Annotated in this window: 20 protein-coding genes; 10 read left to right on the plus strand and 10 right to left on the minus strand. The window is 40.5% G+C overall.

The features are described 5' to 3' along the window. Positions 1-73 precede the first annotated feature (73 nt). Entirely contained in the window at positions 74-1,465 is a 1,392-nt protein-coding gene (locus tag WH214_RS14335) for a 3-oxoacyl-ACP reductase (RefSeq protein WP_339422685.1), read from the minus strand. Between the two features lie 241 nt (positions 1,466-1,706). Between WH214_RS14335 and WH214_RS14340 the strand changes: the two genes are divergently transcribed. Continuing rightward, positions 1,707-3,224 (plus strand): acetyl-CoA C-acetyltransferase, encoded by a 1,518-nt coding sequence (locus tag WH214_RS14340; RefSeq protein ID WP_339422684.1) that lies wholly within the window; start codon positions 1,707-1,709, stop codon positions 3,222-3,224. Between the two features lie 128 nt (positions 3,225-3,352). Here the strand turns inward: WH214_RS14340 and WH214_RS14345 are convergent, their stop codons facing one another. Then, positions 3,353-4,468 (minus strand): OmpW/AlkL family protein, encoded by a 1,116-nt coding sequence (locus tag WH214_RS14345; protein ID WP_339422683.1) that lies wholly within the window; start codon positions 4,466-4,468, stop codon positions 3,353-3,355. Positions 4,469-4,685: 217 nt separating this feature from the next. Then, the gene (aceI, locus tag WH214_RS14350) at positions 4,686-5,111 is read right to left on the minus strand and encodes a chlorhexidine efflux PACE transporter AceI (protein WP_178927973.1); all 426 of its coding nucleotides are present in this window, start codon (positions 5,109-5,111) and stop codon (positions 4,686-4,688) included. A 99-nt stretch (positions 5,112-5,210) separates the two neighbouring features. Here aceI and WH214_RS14355 point away from each other — a divergent pair, with 99 nt between their 5' ends. The 4 genes from WH214_RS14355 to WH214_RS14370 all read left to right on the plus strand — a co-directional run bounded on the left by WH214_RS14355 (position 5,211) and on the right by WH214_RS14370 (position 9,199). Next, positions 5,211-6,098: a LysR family transcriptional regulator gene (locus WH214_RS14355; protein WP_339422682.1), complete on the plus strand. Its 888-nt coding sequence runs from the start codon at positions 5,211-5,213 to the stop codon at positions 6,096-6,098. 92 nt (positions 6,099-6,190) lie between these two features. After that, on the plus strand, positions 6,191-7,177 hold the full coding sequence (gene tal, locus WH214_RS14360) for a transaldolase (RefSeq protein ID WP_339422681.1): 987 nt from the start codon (positions 6,191-6,193) through the stop codon (positions 7,175-7,177). 70 nt (positions 7,178-7,247) lie between these two features. Then, complete coding sequence (gene leuE / locus WH214_RS14365) at positions 7,248-7,898, plus strand: leucine efflux protein LeuE (protein WP_339422680.1); 651 nt, start codon at positions 7,248-7,250, stop codon at positions 7,896-7,898. Positions 7,899-8,023: 125 nt separating this feature from the next. Continuing rightward, entirely contained in the window at positions 8,024-9,199 is a 1,176-nt protein-coding gene (locus WH214_RS14370) for a benzoate/H(+) symporter BenE family transporter (protein ID WP_339993648.1), read from the plus strand. A 66-nt stretch (positions 9,200-9,265) separates the two neighbouring features. Here WH214_RS14370 and WH214_RS14375 read toward each other — a convergent pair whose 3' ends face one another. The 3 genes from WH214_RS14375 to WH214_RS14385 all read right to left on the minus strand — a co-directional run bounded on the left by WH214_RS14375 (position 9,266) and on the right by WH214_RS14385 (position 11,269). After that, positions 9,266-9,823: a TetR/AcrR family transcriptional regulator gene (locus WH214_RS14375; RefSeq protein ID WP_125274980.1), complete on the minus strand. Its 558-nt coding sequence runs from the start codon at positions 9,821-9,823 to the stop codon at positions 9,266-9,268. Positions 9,824-9,828: 5 nt separating this feature from the next. After that, positions 9,829-10,173: a DMT family transporter gene (locus WH214_RS14380; RefSeq protein WP_005401176.1), complete on the minus strand. Its 345-nt coding sequence runs from the start codon at positions 10,171-10,173 to the stop codon at positions 9,829-9,831. An 82-nt stretch (positions 10,174-10,255) separates the two neighbouring features. Next, complete coding sequence (locus tag WH214_RS14385) at positions 10,256-11,269, minus strand: alpha/beta hydrolase (protein WP_339422678.1); 1,014 nt, start codon at positions 11,267-11,269, stop codon at positions 10,256-10,258. Positions 11,270-11,571: 302 nt separating this feature from the next. Here WH214_RS14385 and WH214_RS14390 point away from each other — a divergent pair, with 302 nt between their 5' ends. Then, complete coding sequence (locus tag WH214_RS14390) at positions 11,572-12,015, plus strand: universal stress protein (protein WP_010326835.1); 444 nt, start codon at positions 11,572-11,574, stop codon at positions 12,013-12,015. Between the two features lie 85 nt (positions 12,016-12,100). Beyond that, positions 12,101-12,544 carry a universal stress protein gene (locus WH214_RS14395; RefSeq protein ID WP_004696899.1) on the plus strand — a complete coding sequence of 148 codons (444 nt, stop codon included), beginning with the start codon at positions 12,101-12,103 and terminating at the stop codon, positions 12,542-12,544. Positions 12,545-12,608: 64 nt separating this feature from the next. Here the strand turns inward: WH214_RS14395 and WH214_RS14400 are convergent, their stop codons facing one another. Further along, positions 12,609-12,824 (minus strand): hypothetical protein, encoded by a 216-nt coding sequence (locus tag WH214_RS14400; protein WP_004696898.1) that lies wholly within the window; start codon positions 12,822-12,824, stop codon positions 12,609-12,611. A 247-nt stretch (positions 12,825-13,071) separates the two neighbouring features. Beyond that, positions 13,072-15,681, minus strand: a complete 2,610-nt coding sequence (gene pepN / locus WH214_RS14405) for an aminopeptidase N (RefSeq protein WP_339993651.1) — start codon at positions 15,679-15,681, stop codon at positions 13,072-13,074. Between the two features lie 423 nt (positions 15,682-16,104). Between pepN and WH214_RS14410 the strand changes: the two genes are divergently transcribed. The 3 genes from WH214_RS14410 to thiM all read left to right on the plus strand — a co-directional run bounded on the left by WH214_RS14410 (position 16,105) and on the right by thiM (position 18,599). After that, positions 16,105-16,362, plus strand: coding sequence for a hypothetical protein (locus tag WH214_RS14410; protein WP_004696895.1), 258 nt, complete (start codon positions 16,105-16,107; stop codon positions 16,360-16,362). A 186-nt stretch (positions 16,363-16,548) separates the two neighbouring features. Next, positions 16,549-17,712 (plus strand): hypothetical protein, encoded by a 1,164-nt coding sequence (locus WH214_RS14415; RefSeq protein WP_339422676.1) that lies wholly within the window; start codon positions 16,549-16,551, stop codon positions 17,710-17,712. An 11-nt stretch (positions 17,713-17,723) separates the two neighbouring features. Beyond that, complete coding sequence (gene thiM, locus WH214_RS14420) at positions 17,724-18,599, plus strand: hydroxyethylthiazole kinase (RefSeq protein WP_339422675.1); 876 nt, start codon at positions 17,724-17,726, stop codon at positions 18,597-18,599. Positions 18,600-18,623: 24 nt separating this feature from the next. Here thiM and WH214_RS14425 read toward each other — a convergent pair whose 3' ends face one another. Both WH214_RS14425 and WH214_RS14430 read right to left on the minus strand, forming a co-directional pair. Then, the gene (locus WH214_RS14425; RefSeq protein WP_339422674.1) at positions 18,624-19,355 is read right to left on the minus strand and encodes a hypothetical protein; all 732 of its coding nucleotides are present in this window, start codon (positions 19,353-19,355) and stop codon (positions 18,624-18,626) included. A gap of 245 nt (positions 19,356-19,600) precedes the next feature. After that, positions 19,601-21,127, minus strand: coding sequence for a TerC family protein (locus tag WH214_RS14430; protein ID WP_339422673.1), 1,527 nt, complete (start codon positions 21,125-21,127; stop codon positions 19,601-19,603). Positions 21,128-21,349 lie beyond the last annotated feature (222 nt).

A 21,349-nucleotide genomic window follows, 5' to 3' on the forward strand; every position in this document is an offset into this window, starting at 1 on the left:
AGCACCTTCTCCCTCAGGGAGAAGGTAAAGAATTTATCCCCCTCTAAAGGAGAGATAAATTCAAGCTTTTAAATTAAGCACCCAACAAGCTTTGACCACAAACGCGTACCACGTTGCCGTTTAAACCAGTCGATGCTGTCGCTGCAAATAAAGCAATGGTTTCAGCAACATCTACAGGTAAACCACCTTGGCTCATCGAGTTCATACGGCGACCCGCTTCGCGGATTGCAAATGGAATCGCAGCAGTCATTTGCGTTTCAATGAAACCTGGCGCAACCGCATTGATGGTAATACCATTCGTCAACGTTGGAGCAGTAAATTTAACTACACCAATTACACCTGCTTTCGACACTGCATAGTTGGTTTGACCTAAGTTACCTGCAATACCTGAAATCGATGATACACAAACAATACGACCATTGGCATTTAAACCGTCGTTCGCAAGTAAATAATCATTTACACGTTCAATTGCAGACAAGTTAATATTAATCACCAAGTCCCAAAGCTCAGGCTTCATATTTGCCAAAGTTTTGTCACGAGTAATACCTGCGTTATGCACGATGATGTCTAAACCACCTTGAGCAGCTGCCGCAGCTTTAATTTTCTCGCCTGCATCGTTTGCTGTGATATCAATTGCCAGTGTTGAACCACCAATCTCACCTGCAACACGGTCAAGATCTGCTTGTTGCTGAGGTACGTCTAAACAGATCACATGCGCACCATCACGTGCCAAGACATGTGCAATCGCTTCACCAATACCACGGCTCGCACCTGTCACTACAGCAGTTTTACCTGCCAATGGTTTAGCCCAGTCTACATCTACAATATCAGCTTTAGAAACGCGAATCACTTGACCAGAGACATAAGCAGAACGTGGCGATGCTGCAAAACGTAAAGTTGACTCAAGATTTGCTTCTGCACCTGCATCCACATAAATCAAATGCGCTGCAATCCCCTTTTTAAATTCTTTACCGACAGACTTCACGAAGCCTTCCAGCGCGCGTTGTGCAATCGCTTTTTTGACGCTACCCGCAGTTTCAGGTGTCGTACCTACTACAATTACACGACCAGAAGCAGCCACTTGACGTGCAATAGGGTTAAAGAAGTTATATAACTCATTGAGTTGCTCTGAAGACGCAATGCCAGATGCATCAAAAATAACAACTTTGAATTTAGACTCTTTGTCGCCTGCATTAAATGCACTTAAGTTTAAGCCCACTTTAGCCGCAGCTTGCTGTAACTGTGCATTGTTACCTGCATAGCTATTGGCGTGAACATTTGCCAACACTTGCGCAATTGCACCAGACAATGAACTGTTTGTTGCTGCACCCAGTAAAACAGCACCTTTAATCACAGGCGTTGCTGACTCAAAACGGTCTAAAAAAGTTGGTGCAGGTAAACCCAAATTTTTAATGACAAATTTACCAATCGGAGATTTTGCGAATGTTTGGTATTGATCAGTCATGTTTTTTATCTCTCATACAAATTAATTGTTGATGGATTCAAAGATATCCTTTTAACTTCAAAGTGATGTCTAGAGTCTTATATTTCAATAGTTCCATCGGTTTCTATAGAATCATACTTGAGTTATAGATGATATGTCTTGACCTGAAAGCCTGTTGCAATGTCATTCTAGTCAATTCAGCCCTTTTTATAATATGCTAATGTACACCCTAAGAATAGATTAACATGCTTGGAAAAGCCTTATGAGCAAAACAACTCAAGAAAATCCAGCAGTGGAAAATTCTGCTACGGAAACTGTGTCAAATACATCAAAAAGTACACCGCGTAGAACTAAAAGTACTGGCACAACAACCCAATCAGTAAATAACACGACTAAGCCGACTCGCACTCGTGCTGCGTCAACTCGTAGTAAAAGCCCTGCTTCTTCTACAAATGCTTCAAAACCAAAAATTCAAACTGCTGTTCAACAGGATCAAACCATGAGTCAAAACACTGTTCGCCGCGTGGCTATTATCGGTGGTAACCGTATTCCTTTCGCTCGCTCAAATGGCGCATATTTCACCGCTTCGAATACAGATATGTTCACAGCAGCGCTAAACGGTCTTGTTGAACGTTTTAACCTTAAAGATCAACGCCTTGGTGAAGTGGTTGCTGGTGCGGTACTTAAACACAGCCGTGACTTTAACATGACCCGTGAATGTGTACTAAACACAGCACTTGCACCAGAAACACCTGCTTACGATATTCAACAAGCATGTGGTACAGGCTTACAAGCAGCGTTCTTAGTTGCCAACAAAATCGCACTGGGCCAAATTGAAGTCGGTGTTGCTGGTGGTGTAGATACGACTTCTGATGCACCAATTGCATTTGGTGATGGTTTACGTAAAGCATTGCTTGAACTCAACATTGCAAAAACAGGTAAAGACCGTTTAAAAGCTTTAACTAAAATCAACCTAAAAGACTTGATGGATGCACCGAAAAATGGTGAGCCACGCACAGGTCTTTCTATGGGTGATCACCAAGCCATTACAGCACTTGAATGGGGTATTGCTCGTGAAGCGCAAGACGAACTTGCTGCATCTTCACACCAAAAAATGGCTGCGGCTTACGAAGAAGGCTTCTTTGATGACCTGATCACACCATTCTTAGGTTTAGAGCGTGACAACAACTTACGTGCTGACTCTACGGTTGAAAAACTTGCTAAGCTCAAACCAGCTTTTGGTAAAGGCGATGCACGTACCATGACTGCGGGCAACTCAACACCACTTACGGATGGTGCATCTTGTGTGCTTTTAGCATCTGAAGAATGGGCAAAAGCAAATGGTCATGAAGTACTGGCTTATCTAACCTTCCAAGAAACAGCTGCTGTTGATTTCGTTGAGAAAAAAGAAGGCTTATTGATGGCACCTGCTTATGCAGTTCCACGTATGCTTGAGCGTGCTGGCATTAAACTTCAAGACTTCGACTACTACGAAATTCATGAAGCATTTGCATCGCAAGTTCTTTCAACATTGAAAGCTTGGGAAGATCCAAAATTCTGTAAAGACCGTTTAGGTTTAGATGCTCCACTCGGTTCAATTGACCGCACTAAACTCAACGTAAAAGGTTCTTCACTTGCAGCAGGTCACCCATTTGCTGCAACGGGTGGCCGTATCATTGCTACTGCTGCGAAGTTGATTAACCAAAAAGGCTCAGGTCGCGTACTGGTTTCAATTTGTGCTGCTGGCGGTCAAGGTGTAACAGCGATTATTGAAAAATAATTAACTGTTTTCACTTTTGAATAAAAGCCCCTTGGAAGTTGTACTTCCAAGGGGCTTTTCATTTTTATAGATGAAATAAAACATTATGGTTAGAAAAAGCATCCCTAGATGCTTTTTCACTGATTAGATTAAAAACGATAACCTACGCCAAGGTAAGTAATTAAAGGATCGATATCGATTTTAGTAGAAGAATGAATTAAACGATTCCCTGTATTCCTATCTATAACATCGATTGTAGTTTTATTATTTAATTTTGAATATGAAACAGACGCCACGCCGTACCAATTAGAGGTTATGTCATATGTTGCACCAAGACTTACGATTGGAGCAAAGGCATCTTCAGATTTTACTTTTACATAAGGAGATGCACTTGATTGCTCCCGATCTAGAGCGGCTCCAGCTTTCCCATCTAGAATATTTTGAATCATATGGCCTGCTGCCACTAAGTCAGCCTTGGTTTCTCCATTCACTTTAATACTACCAAAATGTGCATACATGATGCCTAAGCCAACATATGGGCGGAATTTATTTATTCCAGACTGACCAAACTGATATTGTGCTTCAAATGCAGGAGTCCAAGCACGGACTGTCGCAACTTTAGACTTACTTCCTAAATTTGTAATTGGAATATCTTGTGCTAAAGGCAAATCAAGACCTATACCTGTATGGCCTATACCTGACATAGGCGCTAATATTTCTCCTTTTCCTTTAATATCGACTTTTGGCGGTATTCCTCCAATCAGCTGTAATGAAACATTATCATTTACATAATAATTCATCATTAAACCGAGCGTATCAGCATCTTGAACTTCAAGGCCACTCCCCCCAGCTGTCCATTGCTCTAAACCGTATAAATCAGCACTACCTGACAGAGCATCTTTTAAATAGACCTCATCTGTGCCATTCACATTTTTTAACTCAAAGAACTGGCTCAATTCAGGTTCATTCGGATTTTCTTTATACATATCTCCAAGCATATTAAGAATACTTTTCATGGTATCTGCATTTACATCCGAAGGATCAATTGAATTAACAACAGCATTCAATGAGACCGATCCAATATTTGCATTCCTACCATTTGCAATTGGAGTCGAAATATTAAATGGATTGGCCTTTCCTTGAGGCATAGCATGTAACCACCCCGCAGAAACAGAAAACCGTTTAAAACTTCCACCTGTAGCTGAAAAGCCTGACTGTGTAACACTCAGTAAAGCTATAGATACAACTAAAGCGCCTATTTTCATCGTCTAACTCCTTGTACGATATATTTTTTATTAAGTTTTATAAAAACACTTCTTTGTTTTTATATTTAGAAGTTATGTAATAAATAGAGTTATTTATATGTTTAAATTGTGATCAATTTTTATCTTTTGTTAAAAAATAAAGTATTTGATATCAATAAAGGCCTTACTTTATCAGATAAGGCCTTTATGACTAATTAATGGATTTTTTAATTAATTATTAATGATATTTTGGTTTGTAACCCAACTGCTCTTCTAGGCAGTCATAACACCACTGGAAAATAAAGGTATAAACCAAAATACACATGGTTAAACTGAAGTCGAGCACGATAGCTTGCCAAATAGTCATTTGCATTGCATATGCGACCATTGGGATGGTTGCAAGCATCAAACCACCTTCAAAACCAATCGCGTGGAGGACACGTACGCCGATGGTTCTTTTTAGCTTTCTTTTCGCTTCAAACTTTTCAAAAAAATGGTTAAACACCATATTCCATATGACCGAAGTGACTGCCATGGCGATACCAAGTACACCTGTGACTTCTAAAGGCATATGGAATATGAAACTTAAGGCAACAGCAATGATCACCAATAGGATGATTTCATAGCTGAGCGCATGAATAATCCTTCTTTTGGAAATCAACATTTTTAATTACTCTTTCATGATTGGATGTTGGCTATTTTATTTTTATAATATTGATTAATCGAGTTAGGTTCTTTCAATAAAACTGAAAGATAGGGAATTATGAATATCAATCAAGAGCAACTGATTATTTTTAAAACCGTAATTGAGTCTGGTTCATTTTCAGCTGCTGCACGCAAGTTGGGTAAAGTACCATCGGCCGTGAGTATGTCAATTGCTAACTTGGAAATAGACTTAAACTTACAACTCTTTTTACGTGAAGGACGTGAGCCCACAGCAACAGCACAAGCCATGACTTTGTACGAAAAGACCGAGCAACTACTGACTGAAATGAATCAATGGAAACAGCATGCCTATGCCCTAAGCCACGGTTTGGAGTCCTCGCTCAACATTGTAGTGGTATCTGAACTACTGCATATGCAATGGATCAACTACATCACAATATTAGAAGCCGAATTTCCCAGTCTACAAATCAATATTTTTTCTGCACCTCAAGAAGATGCGCAGAAAATGTTACTCAACGGCACAGCACAACTGGCACTGATGTTTGAACGTGAGCAACTGGAAAGCAGCGAACAGTTTGTAGAATTAAAACTCGAAACTTTAGTTCCCGTCGCCAATAAAGATTTTATTCTGGCGCAATTTCCACAAGTCAGTTTTGAACAAATTCAACACAGCCGTCAAATCGTGGTTGCCAGTCGCGATAAAAGCATTAAGCCAGAATTGTTATATTCCAAACAGTATTGGCGGACAGACAACCACCACTCGGCTTGCGCCTTAATCATGCAAAACTTTGGATGGGGTGTTTTGCCCTTAGAAATGTTGAATGAAAACCCTCAGCTCAAAACTCAGCTCAAAATATTAGATCTGCTGGATTTCACCCCCAAGTTTGAATATTTTGTGGACTTGGTCTGGAGCCGCGAAAGTGAATTGGGCGCAGCTGCGCGTTTTTTAATCCAATACATCCGAAATCAACGTAAAAAAGTATAATAACTGCTGTTAAAACGTCCGAATCTACTTGGGTTAAAAGCAGTTTGTGTTATAAATAATTTACGGGTAATAACTTTAAGAACTAACGATCAATGACGCAAACAGCATTAAACCAATTAAAAAGCTTAACCACTATTGTTGCCGACAGTAGCGATTTAGCTGCGATTAACCAATTTCGGCCGCTCGATGCAACCACCAATCCATCTCTAATTACAGCCGCTGCAAGTCAACCTGAAAACAAAGAGTTGATTGAAGATGCTTTCGCTCAAGCCAAAGCGGAAGGCTTTGAAGATGACTTACTTATTGAACGCACAATCGACATTCTTACCGTCAAATTTGGTGTTGAAATTCTCAAGTTGATCGAAGGCCGTGTTTCCACAGAAGTGGATGCCGCGCTGTCTTATGATACCAATGCCACCATCGAAAAAGCCAAAGAGCTGCTGGCGCTATATAAAAACTACGGCGTAGATCAAGATCGTATTTTAATTAAAATTGCTTCGACATGGGCAGGCATTCAAGCAGCCAAAGCGCTAGAAGCTGAAGGCATTCGTACCAACTTAACGCTTTTGTTTGGTGTGTATCAAGCACATGCTTGTGCGGAGGCGAATGTCACTTTAATATCACCTTTTGTTGGGCGTATTTTAGATTGGTACAAAAAGGCCGAAGGCGTGGACAGCTATCCCGTTGAAAAAGACCCTGGCGTACTCTCTGTGAAGCAAATTTACCAGTTCTATAAAGCACATGGGGTCAAAACAGAAATTATGGGCGCAAGCTTCCGTAGTATTGACCAAGTGTTGGGACTAGCTGGCTGTGACCTGCTGACTGTTGCACCTAATTTATTGGCTGCACTTGAGCAAGATACGCGTGAAGTCAAAGCACAGTTGTCTGCAAGTGATGTTATGCCTGCGACTGCACCACTTGACCCACTCAGTGAAACTGAGTTTAGAGATCAAATTGAACATGACCTCATGGCAACACAACTGCTACAAGGGGGGATTGATGGATTTATTAAAGCTCGTCAACAGCTGAACACACTGTTACGTCAGTCTTTTGGTTTAGATGAAGAAATTTCAGCTTAACTTGATTTTTCTTCTTTTAAAAGCCGATTTTGTTATCATGCAACATCGGCTTTTTTATTGAGAATGCGTTGTGTTTGGTATTATCGACATCGGTACTTATATCATCGGTACAATTCTAATTGTGATTTTGCCAGGTCCAAATTCTCTTTATGTGATGTCTATCGCCTCACGATTTGGTATTAAGACAGGTTACTGGGGTGCATTAGGTGTTTTTACGGGCGACTTGATCCTCATTCTATGTACCGTGCTGGGTGCAGCGTCTCTTTTACATGCTTTTCCTTGGCTGTTTATCTTATTAAAAATTGTAGGCGCACTCTATCTATCATATTTAGGTATAAAACTCTTAATTGCAGGAGTCAAAACATGGAAATCCAGCTCACAACAGCTTGCAGCAAGTACAGACCAAAGCACATTACAAACCTTACATCCTTTTCGTTCAGCACTGACCATTAGCCTTTTAAACCCAAAAGCCATTTTGTTTTATCTGTCTTTTTTTGTGCAGTTTGTCGACCCAAATTATGCATACCCGGCCCTGAGCTTTGCCTTACTTTCCATTATTCTGCAAATCATCAGTATGGCCTATCTCAGTATTCTGATTTTTTCAGGTATTAAGTTGGCGAGCTATTTCAATCGACAGTTTAAAGTTGCCGCCGTTGCGGTGGCGACCGTCGGTCTTCTGTTTTGTGGCTTCGGCTTAAAACTGGCGCTTTCTACACTGTAATTTTCGTGAATAATCTCATTATTTTCGATAAAAAATCCATCATGTGCTGTTTTCTTTTGCAAGAACCAGCGTATGATCCTTGAACAATAGTAATTTTCACTCATTCAAATTATGTTTTGATCTTCATGCAAAAATTATTTCAAGATTTCTCAGTTCCAGCAGTATTCGCAGGTTTTATTACCTTCCTTATTGGCATTAGTGTCTCTTCAGTCTTGGTCATTCAATCCGCCCAAGTCTTAGGTGCAAATACCGCGCAAATCAACTCATGGTTTTGGGCTTTAGGTCTGGGTATTGGTTTGAGTGGTCTGCTTTTATCTTGGAAACTTAAATATACTGTATCAACCTCATGGTCTACGGCGGCACTGGCCTTAATTATTGCTACAGGCAGTGGTTATAGTTTGCATGAAGCAATTGGCGCATTTTTGGTCTGTGGTTTAGTTACCGCCGTTTTAGGCTTTTTAGGTATCTTTGAAAAAGTACTGACTTATATCCCGCAAAGCCTGACCAGTGCCATGCTAGCTGGTGTGTTATTGAAGTTTGGTATTTCATTGTTCGCCAGTATGCAAGACCATTGGGGTTTTATTTTATCCATGCTGGCGGCTTATATTGTTTCTAAGCGACTTACCCCACGTTATTGCATTGTCATTACAGTGATTGCAGGCTTGTTACTCTGCCCATTGTTCTTAGACTTCCACACTCCTCAAATTACATGGAGCCTAGCGCAACCTGTTTGGATGACGCCTGAATTCAGTATGTCTGCTATTTTAGGTTTAGCGCTACCTTTGTTTGTGATCAATATGGCATCCCAATACTTACCCGGTATTGCCATGATTAAAAGCTATGGCTATAACCCCCACGTCAATCAACTGATTGGATGGACGGGTACCGCTCAAGCCTTACTCGCACCCTTTGGCTGCTATAGTGTCAATACCGCAGCAATTAGTGCAGCTGTCAGTTTAGATGAACAAGTTCATCCTGATCCATCAAAACGTTATATTGCTGGGATGAGCTGCGGCTTCTTCTACATCTTAATGGGACTATTCGCAGCAACCCTGACCAGCCTTTTACTGTCTTTCCCTGCAATTTTTATTACAGCCTTGGCTGGTATTGCTTTGTTTGGCACAATTAGTCATAACATCGCGATTGCTTTTGAAGCGGTATCAGACCGCGAGGCAGCCCTCATGACCTTTTTATTTAGCGCATCTGGAGTACAGTTTTTTGGCATTGGTTCTGCCTTTTGGGGACTACTCTTTGGTTTTGCGGTTATGCTTATATTTAAGTTTAAAGCCCAAAAAGTTTAAGCCTTCATATAAAAAAGCACCCATCGAGGGTGCTTTTTTATTTTTAAATATTGATAACTTGAAAAATTAATGCTGATAACTTCGTTGAATCAATTCTTGCTTAAGTTGCATGGTCTCAGACAAATTTTCCACCTCGGTAAATGCTGTGAGCCAAATGCCATCTGCAGCATAGCGTAGAATTTTAAGCTCCAAATCATTATCTGTATCCTGATGTCGAGCCAAACGTTTCTCAAGCCATTCAATCCAATACTCATTAAAGGTACGATCCGTCAGCATAATCATCGAAATAGCTGACCAAGAATGCTCTAAGCCTAGCACCTGCTTTTCTAGAGTAATTTCAATATAGGCTCGGGTAAAGCAACCATAACGATCACGGTCTTGACTAATCAACTCATCAACAACACGATCCAATTGTTCAAGCTGTTCCACAACCATCGCTTCAAGTAGCTTTTGTTTGTTTGGAAAATGATGAAAAACACCACCCTTACTCACGCCAACTAAATCGGCCACAGCTTGTATGGAAACCCCAGTCACGCCTTTTTCAGCAGCCAAACAGATCGCATGTTGTAGAATACTTTGGCGAACCTGTTCCGGTGCCTTTTTACGTGGACTTGCTTGTTGCATCGAACTTAATGCCCTGTTGAGTTTGAAAATAAGTTAATCACGACCACACCAGAAACAATCAGTGCAATACCGATCATTGCTGCAAAATCTAGACTTTGTCGGAAAACAAAGTAACCAATCAGAGCGGTTAAAACAATACCAACACCTGCCCAAATCGCATAAGCGATACCCAATGGGATCACTTTAATCACTTGAGACAATAAATAAAATGCCAACGAAAATAAAACCACCACCGCAAGTGAAGGCAATAGCTTGGTAAAACCTTCCGACTTTACCAAAAAAGTCGAACCAATCACTTCAGAAATAATTGCCATCGCCAGCAATGCATAAGCCATTAATATAGGATTCATCAGGAACTCAACAATAAACATACCGAACGGTCGGTATGTTATTAAAATGTTAAAAATTAAACAAGTCTTTCTGTATACTTTTTTATTTTCTTTCAGTCGGATTTGAGGTTTGCTTTATAAAATCAATGGTTCGATCAAAGGTGAGCTGGCTGGCTTGTTTACTCATCATGAACTGATATTCATGCACCAAAAACTCCTTAGATTCTGGATAGAAAGCCTCTGTGACTGCAACCTGATACTGCTTTAACACCTCGACGAAAGGTAAAGACTGGCTCTTGGTTAAAAAGTCTTTATTTCCCCCACTGATAAAAACAGGTGGATACTGTGACGTAATATGTTCACTGGTTGAAATCGACTTTAGAAAAGCTGCATCCTCTTTACGCACTCCGGTATAAGCTTGAACCAAGTTATAGACACCCCATTCAATAAGCCTGAGTTCCTCAGGTGCGGTATTCACAAAGCGATATAAGTCATAAATACCACAGTGCAAAATTAGCCCTTTAAGCTGCTTCGGCTGAATACTCGGCTTAAAATTGGATGCTTGAGCAAATGCAGGATTAGTCAAAAGTGCAGCATAATGACTGGCAATATTGGCTCCAGCAGAGTCTCCTGCTAAATACAGTTGGTTCGGGTTAATATGATACTGAGCAGCATTCAATTGTAAGAAATTCAGTGCATGATCGACTTGCTGTAACTGAGTGGGATAAATAGCCTCCGGTGCAAACTGATACTGTACCGAGACCACGTTAAAGCCTTGATTAGCTAAAAGCTTAAAATAACCTCGCGCATGCTCTTTTGACCCCGAAACCCATCCGCCACCATGAATCCAAACCACCGTGGGCACTGCGTTTAATTGTTCAATATTTTTGGGTTGATAAATGTCCACATTCAGCTCAGGGCTAGCTTGATATGGAATATTATTGTGTGCGATGACATCGGGAGGCGCAAAGCGATCTAGCATTTTCATTTGAATATTGGTTGCTGTATTGAATGTTCCTGCAATCAGTTTGGTGTTCTTTTCTACACTTTGACAAGCGCTCAATAGCACAATCATGAAAACCGTACTAAGTACTTTTATTATTGGTTGAAAAATCATATTATTCGACCCCATCTTTTTTAAATGATTCTAATACAATCTCTATCAGATCGCATGATTAAACAGATCTCATTTCAGCCTCATTTATAAACACCAGAAGCATCTTTTAAAGAATATCGCATTAAATCTGAAACTTGAGTTTTTCACTCAAGATTTTGGACACGCAAATTAGCATTTTCTTGCATTATTTTCTTTTAATTTCATGAATTTTCAATTTTTAGCCCGATCAAAATTGAACATTTAATGGCAGTGTGTTATCAATAAATTAAGAACTAAATCTTATACAAAAAGGAGTCCCTCTGATGGCTTACCAACATATTTTAGTCCCTGTTGACGGTTCACAAATTTCTTTTTCTGCGGTTAAGCAAGCGGCTGAAATTGCCAAAGTTTTTGGCAGTCAACTTACATTGATTAGCTTAGTTGCTGAAGACCCTCTCAAAGATGCCGATTTTTACTATACTTCTCCAATCATGAAAGACTATTTCATACAAGCCTATAACAATGCTGAGAAAGCCCTTCAGGATGCTGTTCAAATTGCACAAGAACAAGGTGTAACAGCTCAGTCTAAAATCATTAAAGGTGAAGTCTCTGAAGATGCTGTGGTCGAAACAGCAACTTCACTGAAAAATGACCTGATTGTAATGGGTTCACATGGTCGTAAAGGCTTTCAAAAATTCCTATTAGGCAGCTTTGCTCAAGATGTTCTCAAGTCTACTGAGCTCCCAGTTCTCATTGTTAAAGCTTAATCAACCATAACGCGTCTTTATGTGAGCTGATTTCGCATGTACTGCAAAATGATCCGCATAAAAACGCACCCTTAAGGAGAAGATAATGAGCTACAAACACATTTTGGTTGCCGTCGATGAATCACCGATGTCTTATGCTGCGGTTGAACAAGCACTTGAGTTGGCCAAAGATTTAAATAGTCGTGTGACGCTCATGAGTGTGATTGCGGTCGATCCATTTGTCGGAGTCGACTTCTATAAAGTTGCACCAGCCATCACCGACTATTTCCTACATGCTGAAAAAGTCGCTCAAGACCGTTTAGCCGAAGTAAAGCTCTCATTTGACCGTGATGAAATTGAGGTGGATACCAAAGTGATCCGCGGCATCTCTCCTTCTGAAGGTATTATTCATGTGGCCGATGAAGTCGGTGCAGATCTGATTTTGATGGGCTCACATGGCCGTACAGGTTTTAAAAAGATGATGTTAGGCAGTGTGGCGCAAAATGTTCTCACACAGTCTCCAATACCTGTGCTGATCGTAAAAGTTTAAGTATTGTTTTAAATAAAAAGACTGCCGAAGCAGTCTTTTTATTTGGCAGAATTCGTTCACTTCATTAGCTTTTACTAATCTGCTGATGCAAATTTTGCAAATAATGCTCTGCTGCCGACTGTTGCATAAAAGTTTTTTGAAATAACCCCGAAGCCTGATGGTTATGCGGGCTATACTCAACATTGACTTGAAATGTTCCTAGTTCAGCGCTTTTCGCAATACGAATAGCAATAATATGAACAGTATTTAAATAAAACCCATCTTCAATTTTAACTAACATATCTGTTTACACTCTACATGTTTATCTGCCCAATAGCCTGTATACATAAGCCGAAAAAAATACAGAATATTGAGCTAATCATCTGTTATGCCACAACATTATACCCGATAAAATGAGACTTATCTCACATATTTCACATGAATGTTCATTATTTAAAAAATACCAATGTGCACTCTTCATGCCGTAATTCTTCAGTTTGAATAAAAAAAGCCAGTCTACTGACTAGCTTTTTTTATGCATAGATCAGTTAAATACTTAACATACCACTCAAAGTCTCACTGACATTTTTAGATTTCACTTGTGGTTTCAAAGCCTCAAGCTTTGCTTTCACTTCGCTACGCTGTGGCTCTGCCAAGCTATACCAGCGAGACAAAACTTGAAGTAAACGAGAACCAACTATTGGGTTTTTCTCATCTAAATATTTTGCCAGTCCAATGAAATGATCCACACCAAAACTCCATGTGTTCACTGGGTTTGCATTTAAGCCACCACTCACAGAACGAATACGGTTCGGCACGCCCAAATCATAATCGGCATGTGAAGTAAGGTATTGAATAGTTTCCGTCGTAGCACAAGGATGTGCCGCTTGAAGTGTGAACCACTGATCTAGTGACAAATCCTCATCTTTAAAACGTTGATAAAAATCACGTAAAGCAGCTTCTGCTTGCGGTGCATCATTCCAAACTAATACACGTAGTGCGCCTAAACGTTCGGACATATTACCTGTGGCTTCATATTGCTGATATGCCAGCTCAAAAGCACTTTCATCGCCTTGACGCGCCATCATACTAAGCATGATGTTTTTCAGCGCACGGACACCCATGGCTTGTGAGAACTCTTTTTGCAAATCTGGGTCTAAAGCCAAATAAGTGTCTTTACAAAACTTACCTAACTCTCGTGCCAGTTTTTCAATTAAAGCATTACGCTGTTCTTGAATCTTGGCTGGTTCGTAGTCAGTGTCGATACGACTACCCAAATAACCTTCACTTGGCACATCAAATAAACGTGATGCCAAGAGTGGATCTTGTTCAACAAGATCTGGCAGCGTGTTTTTAATGGCTTGAATATAAATATGCGCATCATGACCATTGAGTAAAATACGCTCAAGCAGTGTTTGCGTTGCTTGCCATTGGTTAAAACCATTGGTTTCGTATTGAATCAGGAACGCCAACTCTTCATCGGTATAGTTAAATTCTAAGTTGACGGGCGCATAAAAATTACGCAGTAATGACACGACAGGTTTCGTGCTTAAATCGCCAAACACAATGCTGGCTTGGTCTTGGTCAAAAAGGTACACACCGTCTTTGACTGCATTTTCAAATAAGCTGTCTGAGTTTAAAACCAATTGCTCACCTGTTGCAGCATCGAACAGCGCTAAAGCGACAGGGATTGGAACAGCTTTTAGATTCGGATACTTAGGATGTGCTTTTAAACTTTGCTTAAAGTTTAAGCTATAAGTTTGTGCAGCAGCATCATAATGACCTTCAGCTTCTAACTTTGGTGTACCCGGTTGGTTATACCATGTTAAGAAGTTGGACAAATCTACGCCTGAACCTGCGGTTAAAGCGGCTACCCAGTCTTCAACGGTCACAGCTTGACCATCATGGCGTTCAAAGTATTCATCAGTTCCTTTACGGAATTTTTCTTTGCCTAATAAGGTCGCCATCATGCGGTTAATTTCCGCACCTTTTTCATAGACCGTTGCAGTATAGAAGTTATTGATTTCCACAAAATGGTCTGGACGCGGTGGATGAGACAATGGGCCTGAATCTTCTGGGAACTGATGCGCTTTGAGTACCGCAACATCGTCAATACGTTGAACCGCAGCCGACTGCAAATCTTCTGAGAAAGATTGATCACGGAAAACCGTTAAGCCTTCTTTTAAACACAATTGGAACCAATCACGGCAAGTAATGCGGTTACCCGTCCAGTTATGGAAGTATTCATGAGCAATTACCGACTGTACACGCATGATCGCGGCATCAGTGGTGTATTCTTCATCCGCCAAAACACATGAGGTGTTAAAAATGTTGAGACCTTTATTTTCCATCGCCCCCATGTTGAAAGCACTGGTCGCAACAATCATATAGTTGTCTAAGTCATAGGGACGACCATAGTGTTCTTCATCCCAACGCATTGAATGCTTTAAGGCTTCCATTGCAATATGACATTTCGGAATATCTTTTTCTTCGGCATAAATTTCTAAAGCCACATCACGGCCTTCCGAGGTCACATAACGGTCTTTTAAAACAGCCAAATCACCAATCACACAGGCAAACAAATACGCTGGTTTTTTGGTTGGGTCTTGCCAAATGGTATAGTGACGACCTTCGCCTGCTTCGCCCGCTTCAATCAAGTTACCATTGGCAAGGAGGACTGGATATTTGTTATCGGCTTCTACACGTGTGGTAAAGACTGAAAGGACATCAGGACGGTCTGGGTAAAAGGTAATTTTACGGAATCCTTCAGGCTCATTTTGGGTAACAAACAGATCTGATGCTGCTTGGTATAAGCCTTCCAGTTGTGTATTTGACTCAGGATGAATGATCACCGATGTCTCAAGTTTGATCTGATTTGGTGCATTACGAATCACCAACTGCTCAGCATCAAGCACATATTGCTCTTGGCTGAGTTGCTGACCATTCAGCACTAAGCTTTTCAGCTCTAAATCACGCCCGAGTAAAACCAAATCACCGTCAGTTTGACGCGTCAGCTCCAGTACAGCATCAACTTTGCTATGCTCATCATAGACCTGAATATCGAGGTGAATGCTGTCTACTAAAAAAGATGGTTTTTGATAGTCTTTTAAATAGACGGTTTGATCTGCTTCAATAATTGGATTTGCCGCAATATTCATGTCATGTCCTAATGCTATTGGTCTACAGCTTTATATTGTGTATGTTTTGATCATACGACAAGTTTGCCATGCTGTCTGTGTATGTTGAATGATATTTATATGGGCACGTTGAATAGGCTTTTCAATTCTATTTGTCTTATCCCGCTCATATGATTGCACCAAGTGAATAAGAAACAGTCAACGCCCTTATCGTGCCGTGCTTGTTTAGCAATATTTGCACCAGCCTTTACACTTAAACAGTGCCATTAGCTCTCTACCATTCTAGCGCTGAGAAACTTAAAGACATCGATAAGATATAAAGCCAGCTCTTTTCAAATATCTAACTTAATTTTCAAATCGGCTACATTTTGTGCACAGTTTTTGCTTGTATCTAAATATGCATAGCGCATGATAAAACTTAAGCAAAACAAATAGAGGTGTGAGATGTACTTAAAAGACCATATCGTCCGCGTCGAAAATATAAAAATGCTGCAAGCAATGCATGCTGCAAAAATTGATCATAAAGTCATTGCCCTGTTCATGAGCTGTGAAGGAATGCCTTTACAAGCACACGATGTCAGTAGCATTTTAAATCACTACGACACACTGGGGAGTAAAAAGTTGCCAAGCAAAAAAGTTCAAGCCATGATTGAAGCTAAAAAATTAGGTATGGAAGATGACTCTCTACCTTGCCCCGTTTAAATTCTACTTCTACAAAAAATACGGTGCATGCCGTATTTTTTTCGCCCTATATTCGCCACTGCGTTTCTTCACCCGTCTAGTGTTTACAAAGCACCTCTGCTTGTTCAATTACACTGCAATTTACAACGCCTTTCTGAAATTTTAGCGTGTATAATTTGATAAAATCCTGAGTTTCAAATTCATCTTATGTCGCTTCAAATTTTGCACAAACAACTTGATGAAAGCACGCCTTGTCCACTTTGTCAGGCGGCCATGTTTTGGGTGGATGCTGAACAATACGACAAAGAAATTAACTTTCATGAATGTAGCCACTGCCAACATCGTGTTTTTAGCAATTCAAATCTAAATTGCCACTGCGACAGTTGCTTAGCACAGCGCAAAAAAATATTGAAAGAAACTCGTCAGCAAGAACAGCGTAAATCCAAAACCAAAACCAAGGACATTTATGAGTTTGAACTGGGTCAACTCAGTTTTATGCATAAATTATTTTTATTGTCCCTGTTAGATGACTACGCACAAGAACATACACAACATCAAGAGTTTATTGATTGGGAACAGATCAAATACTTTAGTATCACCCCCAATTATCTATTTCAAAATAGTCTTATCAAACAACTGGTAAAAGAACAAATTCTCGTTGCCAAAGATTTTGCCAGTGAAGCCCATCAGTATTATATTAATGTGCGTTTGGACGGCTACTCTGAACCCAGCCTATTTAGTGTTACGCAGCAGTTACGCTATTGGTTTTATGAAAACCTTAGCCTTGGTGTGCCTTTTAAGACCGCGGATGAAGTCAAAAATGCCTTGTACCAATTGCTCTATCAGGAAATTATCCAATTTATGCAGTTTTACTGTCGTACTTGGGGCATTCAAATTGCAGGAAATAACAGTTTCCAAGTGTTTTGTTATCGTTTACTCGATGTACTCGCGGTCGGACAAATTTATTATTTAATCCAAACTGCATTGGAGTATTTATATGAACGTAAAGCCTTACAACCCAGAAATGAAAACTTTATTAACACCAACTTACTGAAAAAAACTCTACAACAATACCGTGAACGCAGTGTGGCTGAAAAATGGGAAACATCAACTCTGCCTCGACCACATAACCTACCATTCAGCAAAATGAGCGAAGTCTTATTTTTCCGCTTTTTAGGCTATGACGAAGCTATTTTCTTCCAGCCCGTCTCTCGTTCATGGCAAAAAATTGAGCCGCGTTTGAGCTTCTACTCACAAAAACGCTGTATGTACTGCGGTTCAAATGAGCTCACCGTAGACTATGATGCTGACCAATATGTGACTTTATTTTGTCGCAAATGTAAGCACCAAGACCACTATTTCACCAAATAAGGGCACCCACTATGACCCAGCTTTTAGACCTGTCCTTGCTTAACACAAAACAATCGATTCAAGACCAAACCGATGTCTTGGTGGCATATGTTGCTGAAGCTTGGACTGCCCTGCAAACGCAACAACCTTTGGTGCAATGTATCACCAACAGTGTGGCTGCCAACTATGCAGCCAACGTTTTATTGGCTGCGGGGGCCTCTCCTGCCATGATTGATAATCCTTTTGAAGCGGAAAGTTTCACCCTCATTAGTGCAGCGCTCAGTATTAACCTAGGTACGCCAACCTCTGAACAAATGCAAGCCATGCAAATCTCGGCACAAACCGCACAGCAGCAAAACATACCTTGGGTATTAGACCCTGTAGGATATGGGCCATTTTTAAAATGGCGCTCTGAAATGGTAGATCAGCTTTTAGCTTTTCAACCCACCGTTATTCGTGGCAATGCATCGGAAATCAGCACACTTGCAGGGAACCAGATCGAAACCAAAGGCGTTGACAGTACGGCAAGCAGTGCCGATGTTTACCATCAAGCAAAAACACTTTTAGCGCAGGCTGAAGTCATTGCTATTTCTGGTGAGTCTGACTACATTCTCTCGAAACAGCTTGATGCTGTGATCCAAGTCAATGGTGGTTCACATTTACAACCTAAAGTTACTGCTACGGGTTGCGCCCTTGGTACATTGATCGCAGCCTATAGCGCAGTCACTAATCCTGTCATTGCTGCACTGTCTGCCCATGTCCACTTTGCCATTGCGGGGCAACTTGCTTATACCCAAAGCCAAAGCACAGGAAGTTTTAATGTAGCGTTTATGGATCACATTCATCAAATGAAAGCTGAAACCATTTATGAATATGCAGATATACAGCTTATCCATAACTCAGCCTAAATAAAGTATGGCGAGAGTTTCTGCTTAGGCAACTTCTCGCCCTAAAAACACGTTCATCGCCGCTTCCAGCAGAGTCAACAAATCTAATTTACATATACACATCAAGCCCATACCAATAAAATAATCAGGCGTATGTTGCATATAAAAGTTGATATGACGGCTGGCCCGATTTCGAAGCCGTATCAATTGTTCAGGCGTGGTCTGTGGCAGTACACAAGGATGCACAAACACATCATCACTGCGTTGTTGCACATTCACATGACGGTTTTGCATTAGATCAAGAACCTGTAAATAATCCTCAGGCATTGGCACTTCTGCACGCGGATAAAAGCGTTTTGAACGTGAAGCAAACAGCCGATATACTTTTGGCTGCATCAAACTCGAAACAAACCATAACTGACGCGTAGGATATTTTAAACGATAACCTAAGGTCACTCGAATTGCAGATAAAAGTGTTCTGTTTTGATTTCGGTAATCAGGTAAAAAAGCTGCACGCGAGCTAAGAATATATAAGGGTTGATGCGCTGTCTTAAGCTTCAAGATGGCAATAATATTTTGCCCAACTATTTTTCCGCGATGATAAAAACGAATAATTGGTAATGCCACTACATCAGGGTTATACAACAATTGATGCAGTTCTGCTGGGATTGCATTTGGGAAAATTTGTCGATCAAAATTTTCAAGCTCTTCAAATAGAACTTGTTTTTTCTCTACTGAAAGCTTTTTAAAATCAACGACCTTTTCCATAAGTTGCATGAAGTGTTTCCGTTCTTATTTTGATCACTTGTTTTACTGCTATAGTCTAAATGCAATGCTTTGATGACCACAGGGATAGAAAAAACTGTCTTCACCAAACAGGTAATTTCTAGTACGAAATACGACAGCCCAATTGCGGGCATAGAATAACTTCTTTTTATTTAAGTGCATAGCGCTTACTTTATAAGCAGAAAAAATGCCAGCACGAAGCTGGCATTTTTTCTCACAATCTATTTTTACAATGATTAAGTAGTACGATAGGTGATATTGACTGTCTTAATTCGGTTTGAATCCAACTCAAGCACTTCAAAGTGAACACCTCGATAGTCCAGTTGAGTTCCAACGTGTACATCACCGTGAGTTTTATCTAGGATTAAACCAGCAACACTGATATAGCCTGCATCTTCTTCAACCAAATCGATCATCCCAAGTTCCAGTTCAAGCTGATATAAATCCAGCATGCCTGTCGCCTTCCACGTCTGATCATCTATCTTCATCAAATCAAGTTGCTCATCGGCATCGGGGAATTCACCAGCAATCGCTTCAAATACGTCAAGCGGTGAAACAAGGCCCTGCACATTACCAAACTCATCGCTCACCAAGACCAATGAACCTTTAGACGTTCTTAGCGTATTTATCGCATCAATGACTTTCATTTTTTCAAAAATGTAAATTGGACGATGACGTTTGATCAGGTCTTTCAATTGTTCTTCATCATCTAAGACATCGAGCAATTCTTTGGCGCGCGCAATACTGATCACTTTATCCAAGCTACCGCGGCACACAGGAAATAAACTGTGCGGCACAGACAGTACCTGTTCACGAATTTTCTCAGGTGAATCATCAAGATTGACCCACGAAATTTGACTACGCGGTGTCATGATCGACGCGACCGAACGTTCAGCCAATGTCAGTACACCACCAATCATATAACGCTCTTCATCCGCAAAAGTTTCTTGCGCTTGAAGCTGATCAGGGTCTTCAGCTTGGAGCTTACCACCCATGAGTTTTAAAATAGAATCCGCAGTACGATGACGCAGGGGAATTTTCGCTTCATGTTTTGCCGCATTGCGCTCACCAAATTGGTTAAAGGCTTCAATCGCAATGGCAACACCAATACCCGAATAGATATAACCTTTAGGAATGTGGAAGCCGAAACCTTCCGCAATTAGGCTGATACCAATCAACAGTAAGAAGCTTAAGCACAAGATGACCACAGTCGGATGACGGTTTACAAAAGTCATTAATGGTTTCGACGCCATCAGCATGACCACCATGGCAACGACCATAGCCACCATCATCACATTAATGTTGTCGACCATACCAATCGCTGTAATCACCGAATCTAGCGAGAACACCGCATCAAGGATCACAATCTGTGCTACAACCGCGGTGAAACCTGCATAAACCACATTGGTGGTCAGCTTAACTTCTGGCTTACCTTCAATTTTTTCATGCAATTCGGTAACGGCTTTATAGACTAAGAATAAGCCACCAAATAAAAGAATCAGGTCTCGCCCAGAGAATGTCCAATCTAAGACAGTAATCAGCGGTCGAGTCAACGTGACTAACCAAGTGATGATAAACAGCAAGCCCAAACGCATTAAAAGTGCAAGCGACAGGCCAATGACACGCGCTTTATCGCGTTGCTCAGGGGGAAGTTTTTCAGCCAAAATGGCAATAAAGACTAGGTTATCAATACCTAAAACAATTTCTAATATAATAAGCGTAAGTAAACTTACCCATATTCCCGGATCTAATAAAAATTCCATTATTTTATTACCCCAGAATTATGTTTCTGTTTTAAAAGCATAGACCTGCACGGCGACGGATCCATATTTGTGACCTGTTCAACTAAAGATGAAATAATTATGCCTGAGATGTTTGGCTTGTAATAATTTTTTTATGGTTTTTAACAAAATTTTAATATTCGACCACTTATTATGCAAAAAATACATAAAAATATCGAAATCTCTGTTCGAAATTTTGTCACT

The organism is Acinetobacter sp. MYb191 (assembly GCF_037572605.1).
GTDB classification, from domain to species: domain Bacteria; phylum Pseudomonadota; class Gammaproteobacteria; order Pseudomonadales; family Moraxellaceae; genus Acinetobacter; species Acinetobacter johnsonii.

Excerpts from the sequence above, each read along its gene's own strand:
- WH214_RS14335 (WP_339422685.1), bottom strand. The coding sequence starts at position 1,465 with ATGACTGATCAATACCAAACATTCGCAAAATCTCCGATTGGTAAATTT.
- WH214_RS14340 (WP_339422684.1), top strand. The coding sequence starts at position 1,707 with ATGAGCAAAACAACTCAAGAAAATCCAGCAGTGGAAAATTCTGCTACG.
- WH214_RS14345 (WP_339422683.1), bottom strand. The coding sequence starts at position 4,468 with ATGAAAATAGGCGCTTTAGTTGTATCTATAGCTTTACTGAGTGTTACA.
- aceI (WP_178927973.1), bottom strand. The coding sequence starts at position 5,111 with ATGTTGATTTCCAAAAGAAGGATTATTCATGCGCTCAGCTATGAAATC.
- WH214_RS14355 (WP_339422682.1), top strand. The coding sequence starts at position 5,211 with ATGAATATCAATCAAGAGCAACTGATTATTTTTAAAACCGTAATTGAG.
- tal (WP_339422681.1), top strand. The coding sequence starts at position 6,191 with ATGACGCAAACAGCATTAAACCAATTAAAAAGCTTAACCACTATTGTT.
- WH214_RS14370 (WP_339993648.1), top strand. The coding sequence starts at position 8,024 with ATGCAAAAATTATTTCAAGATTTCTCAGTTCCAGCAGTATTCGCAGGT.
- WH214_RS14375 (WP_125274980.1), bottom strand. The coding sequence starts at position 9,823 with ATGCAACAAGCAAGTCCACGTAAAAAGGCACCGGAACAGGTTCGCCAA.
- WH214_RS14380 (WP_005401176.1), bottom strand. The coding sequence starts at position 10,173 with ATGAATCCTATATTAATGGCTTATGCATTGCTGGCGATGGCAATTATT.
- WH214_RS14385 (WP_339422678.1), bottom strand. The coding sequence starts at position 11,269 with ATGATTTTTCAACCAATAATAAAAGTACTTAGTACGGTTTTCATGATT.
- WH214_RS14390 (WP_010326835.1), top strand. The coding sequence starts at position 11,572 with ATGGCTTACCAACATATTTTAGTCCCTGTTGACGGTTCACAAATTTCT.
- WH214_RS14395 (WP_004696899.1), top strand. The coding sequence starts at position 12,101 with ATGAGCTACAAACACATTTTGGTTGCCGTCGATGAATCACCGATGTCT.
- WH214_RS14400 (WP_004696898.1), bottom strand. The coding sequence starts at position 12,824 with ATGTTAGTTAAAATTGAAGATGGGTTTTATTTAAATACTGTTCATATT.
- pepN (WP_339993651.1), bottom strand. The coding sequence starts at position 15,681 with ATGAATATTGCGGCAAATCCAATTATTGAAGCAGATCAAACCGTCTAT.
- WH214_RS14410 (WP_004696895.1), top strand. The coding sequence starts at position 16,105 with ATGTACTTAAAAGACCATATCGTCCGCGTCGAAAATATAAAAATGCTG.
- WH214_RS14415 (WP_339422676.1), top strand. The coding sequence starts at position 16,549 with ATGTCGCTTCAAATTTTGCACAAACAACTTGATGAAAGCACGCCTTGT.
- thiM (WP_339422675.1), top strand. The coding sequence starts at position 17,724 with ATGACCCAGCTTTTAGACCTGTCCTTGCTTAACACAAAACAATCGATT.
- WH214_RS14425 (WP_339422674.1), bottom strand. The coding sequence starts at position 19,355 with ATGCAACTTATGGAAAAGGTCGTTGATTTTAAAAAGCTTTCAGTAGAG.
- WH214_RS14430 (WP_339422673.1), bottom strand. The coding sequence starts at position 21,127 with ATGGAATTTTTATTAGATCCGGGAATATGGGTAAGTTTACTTACGCTT.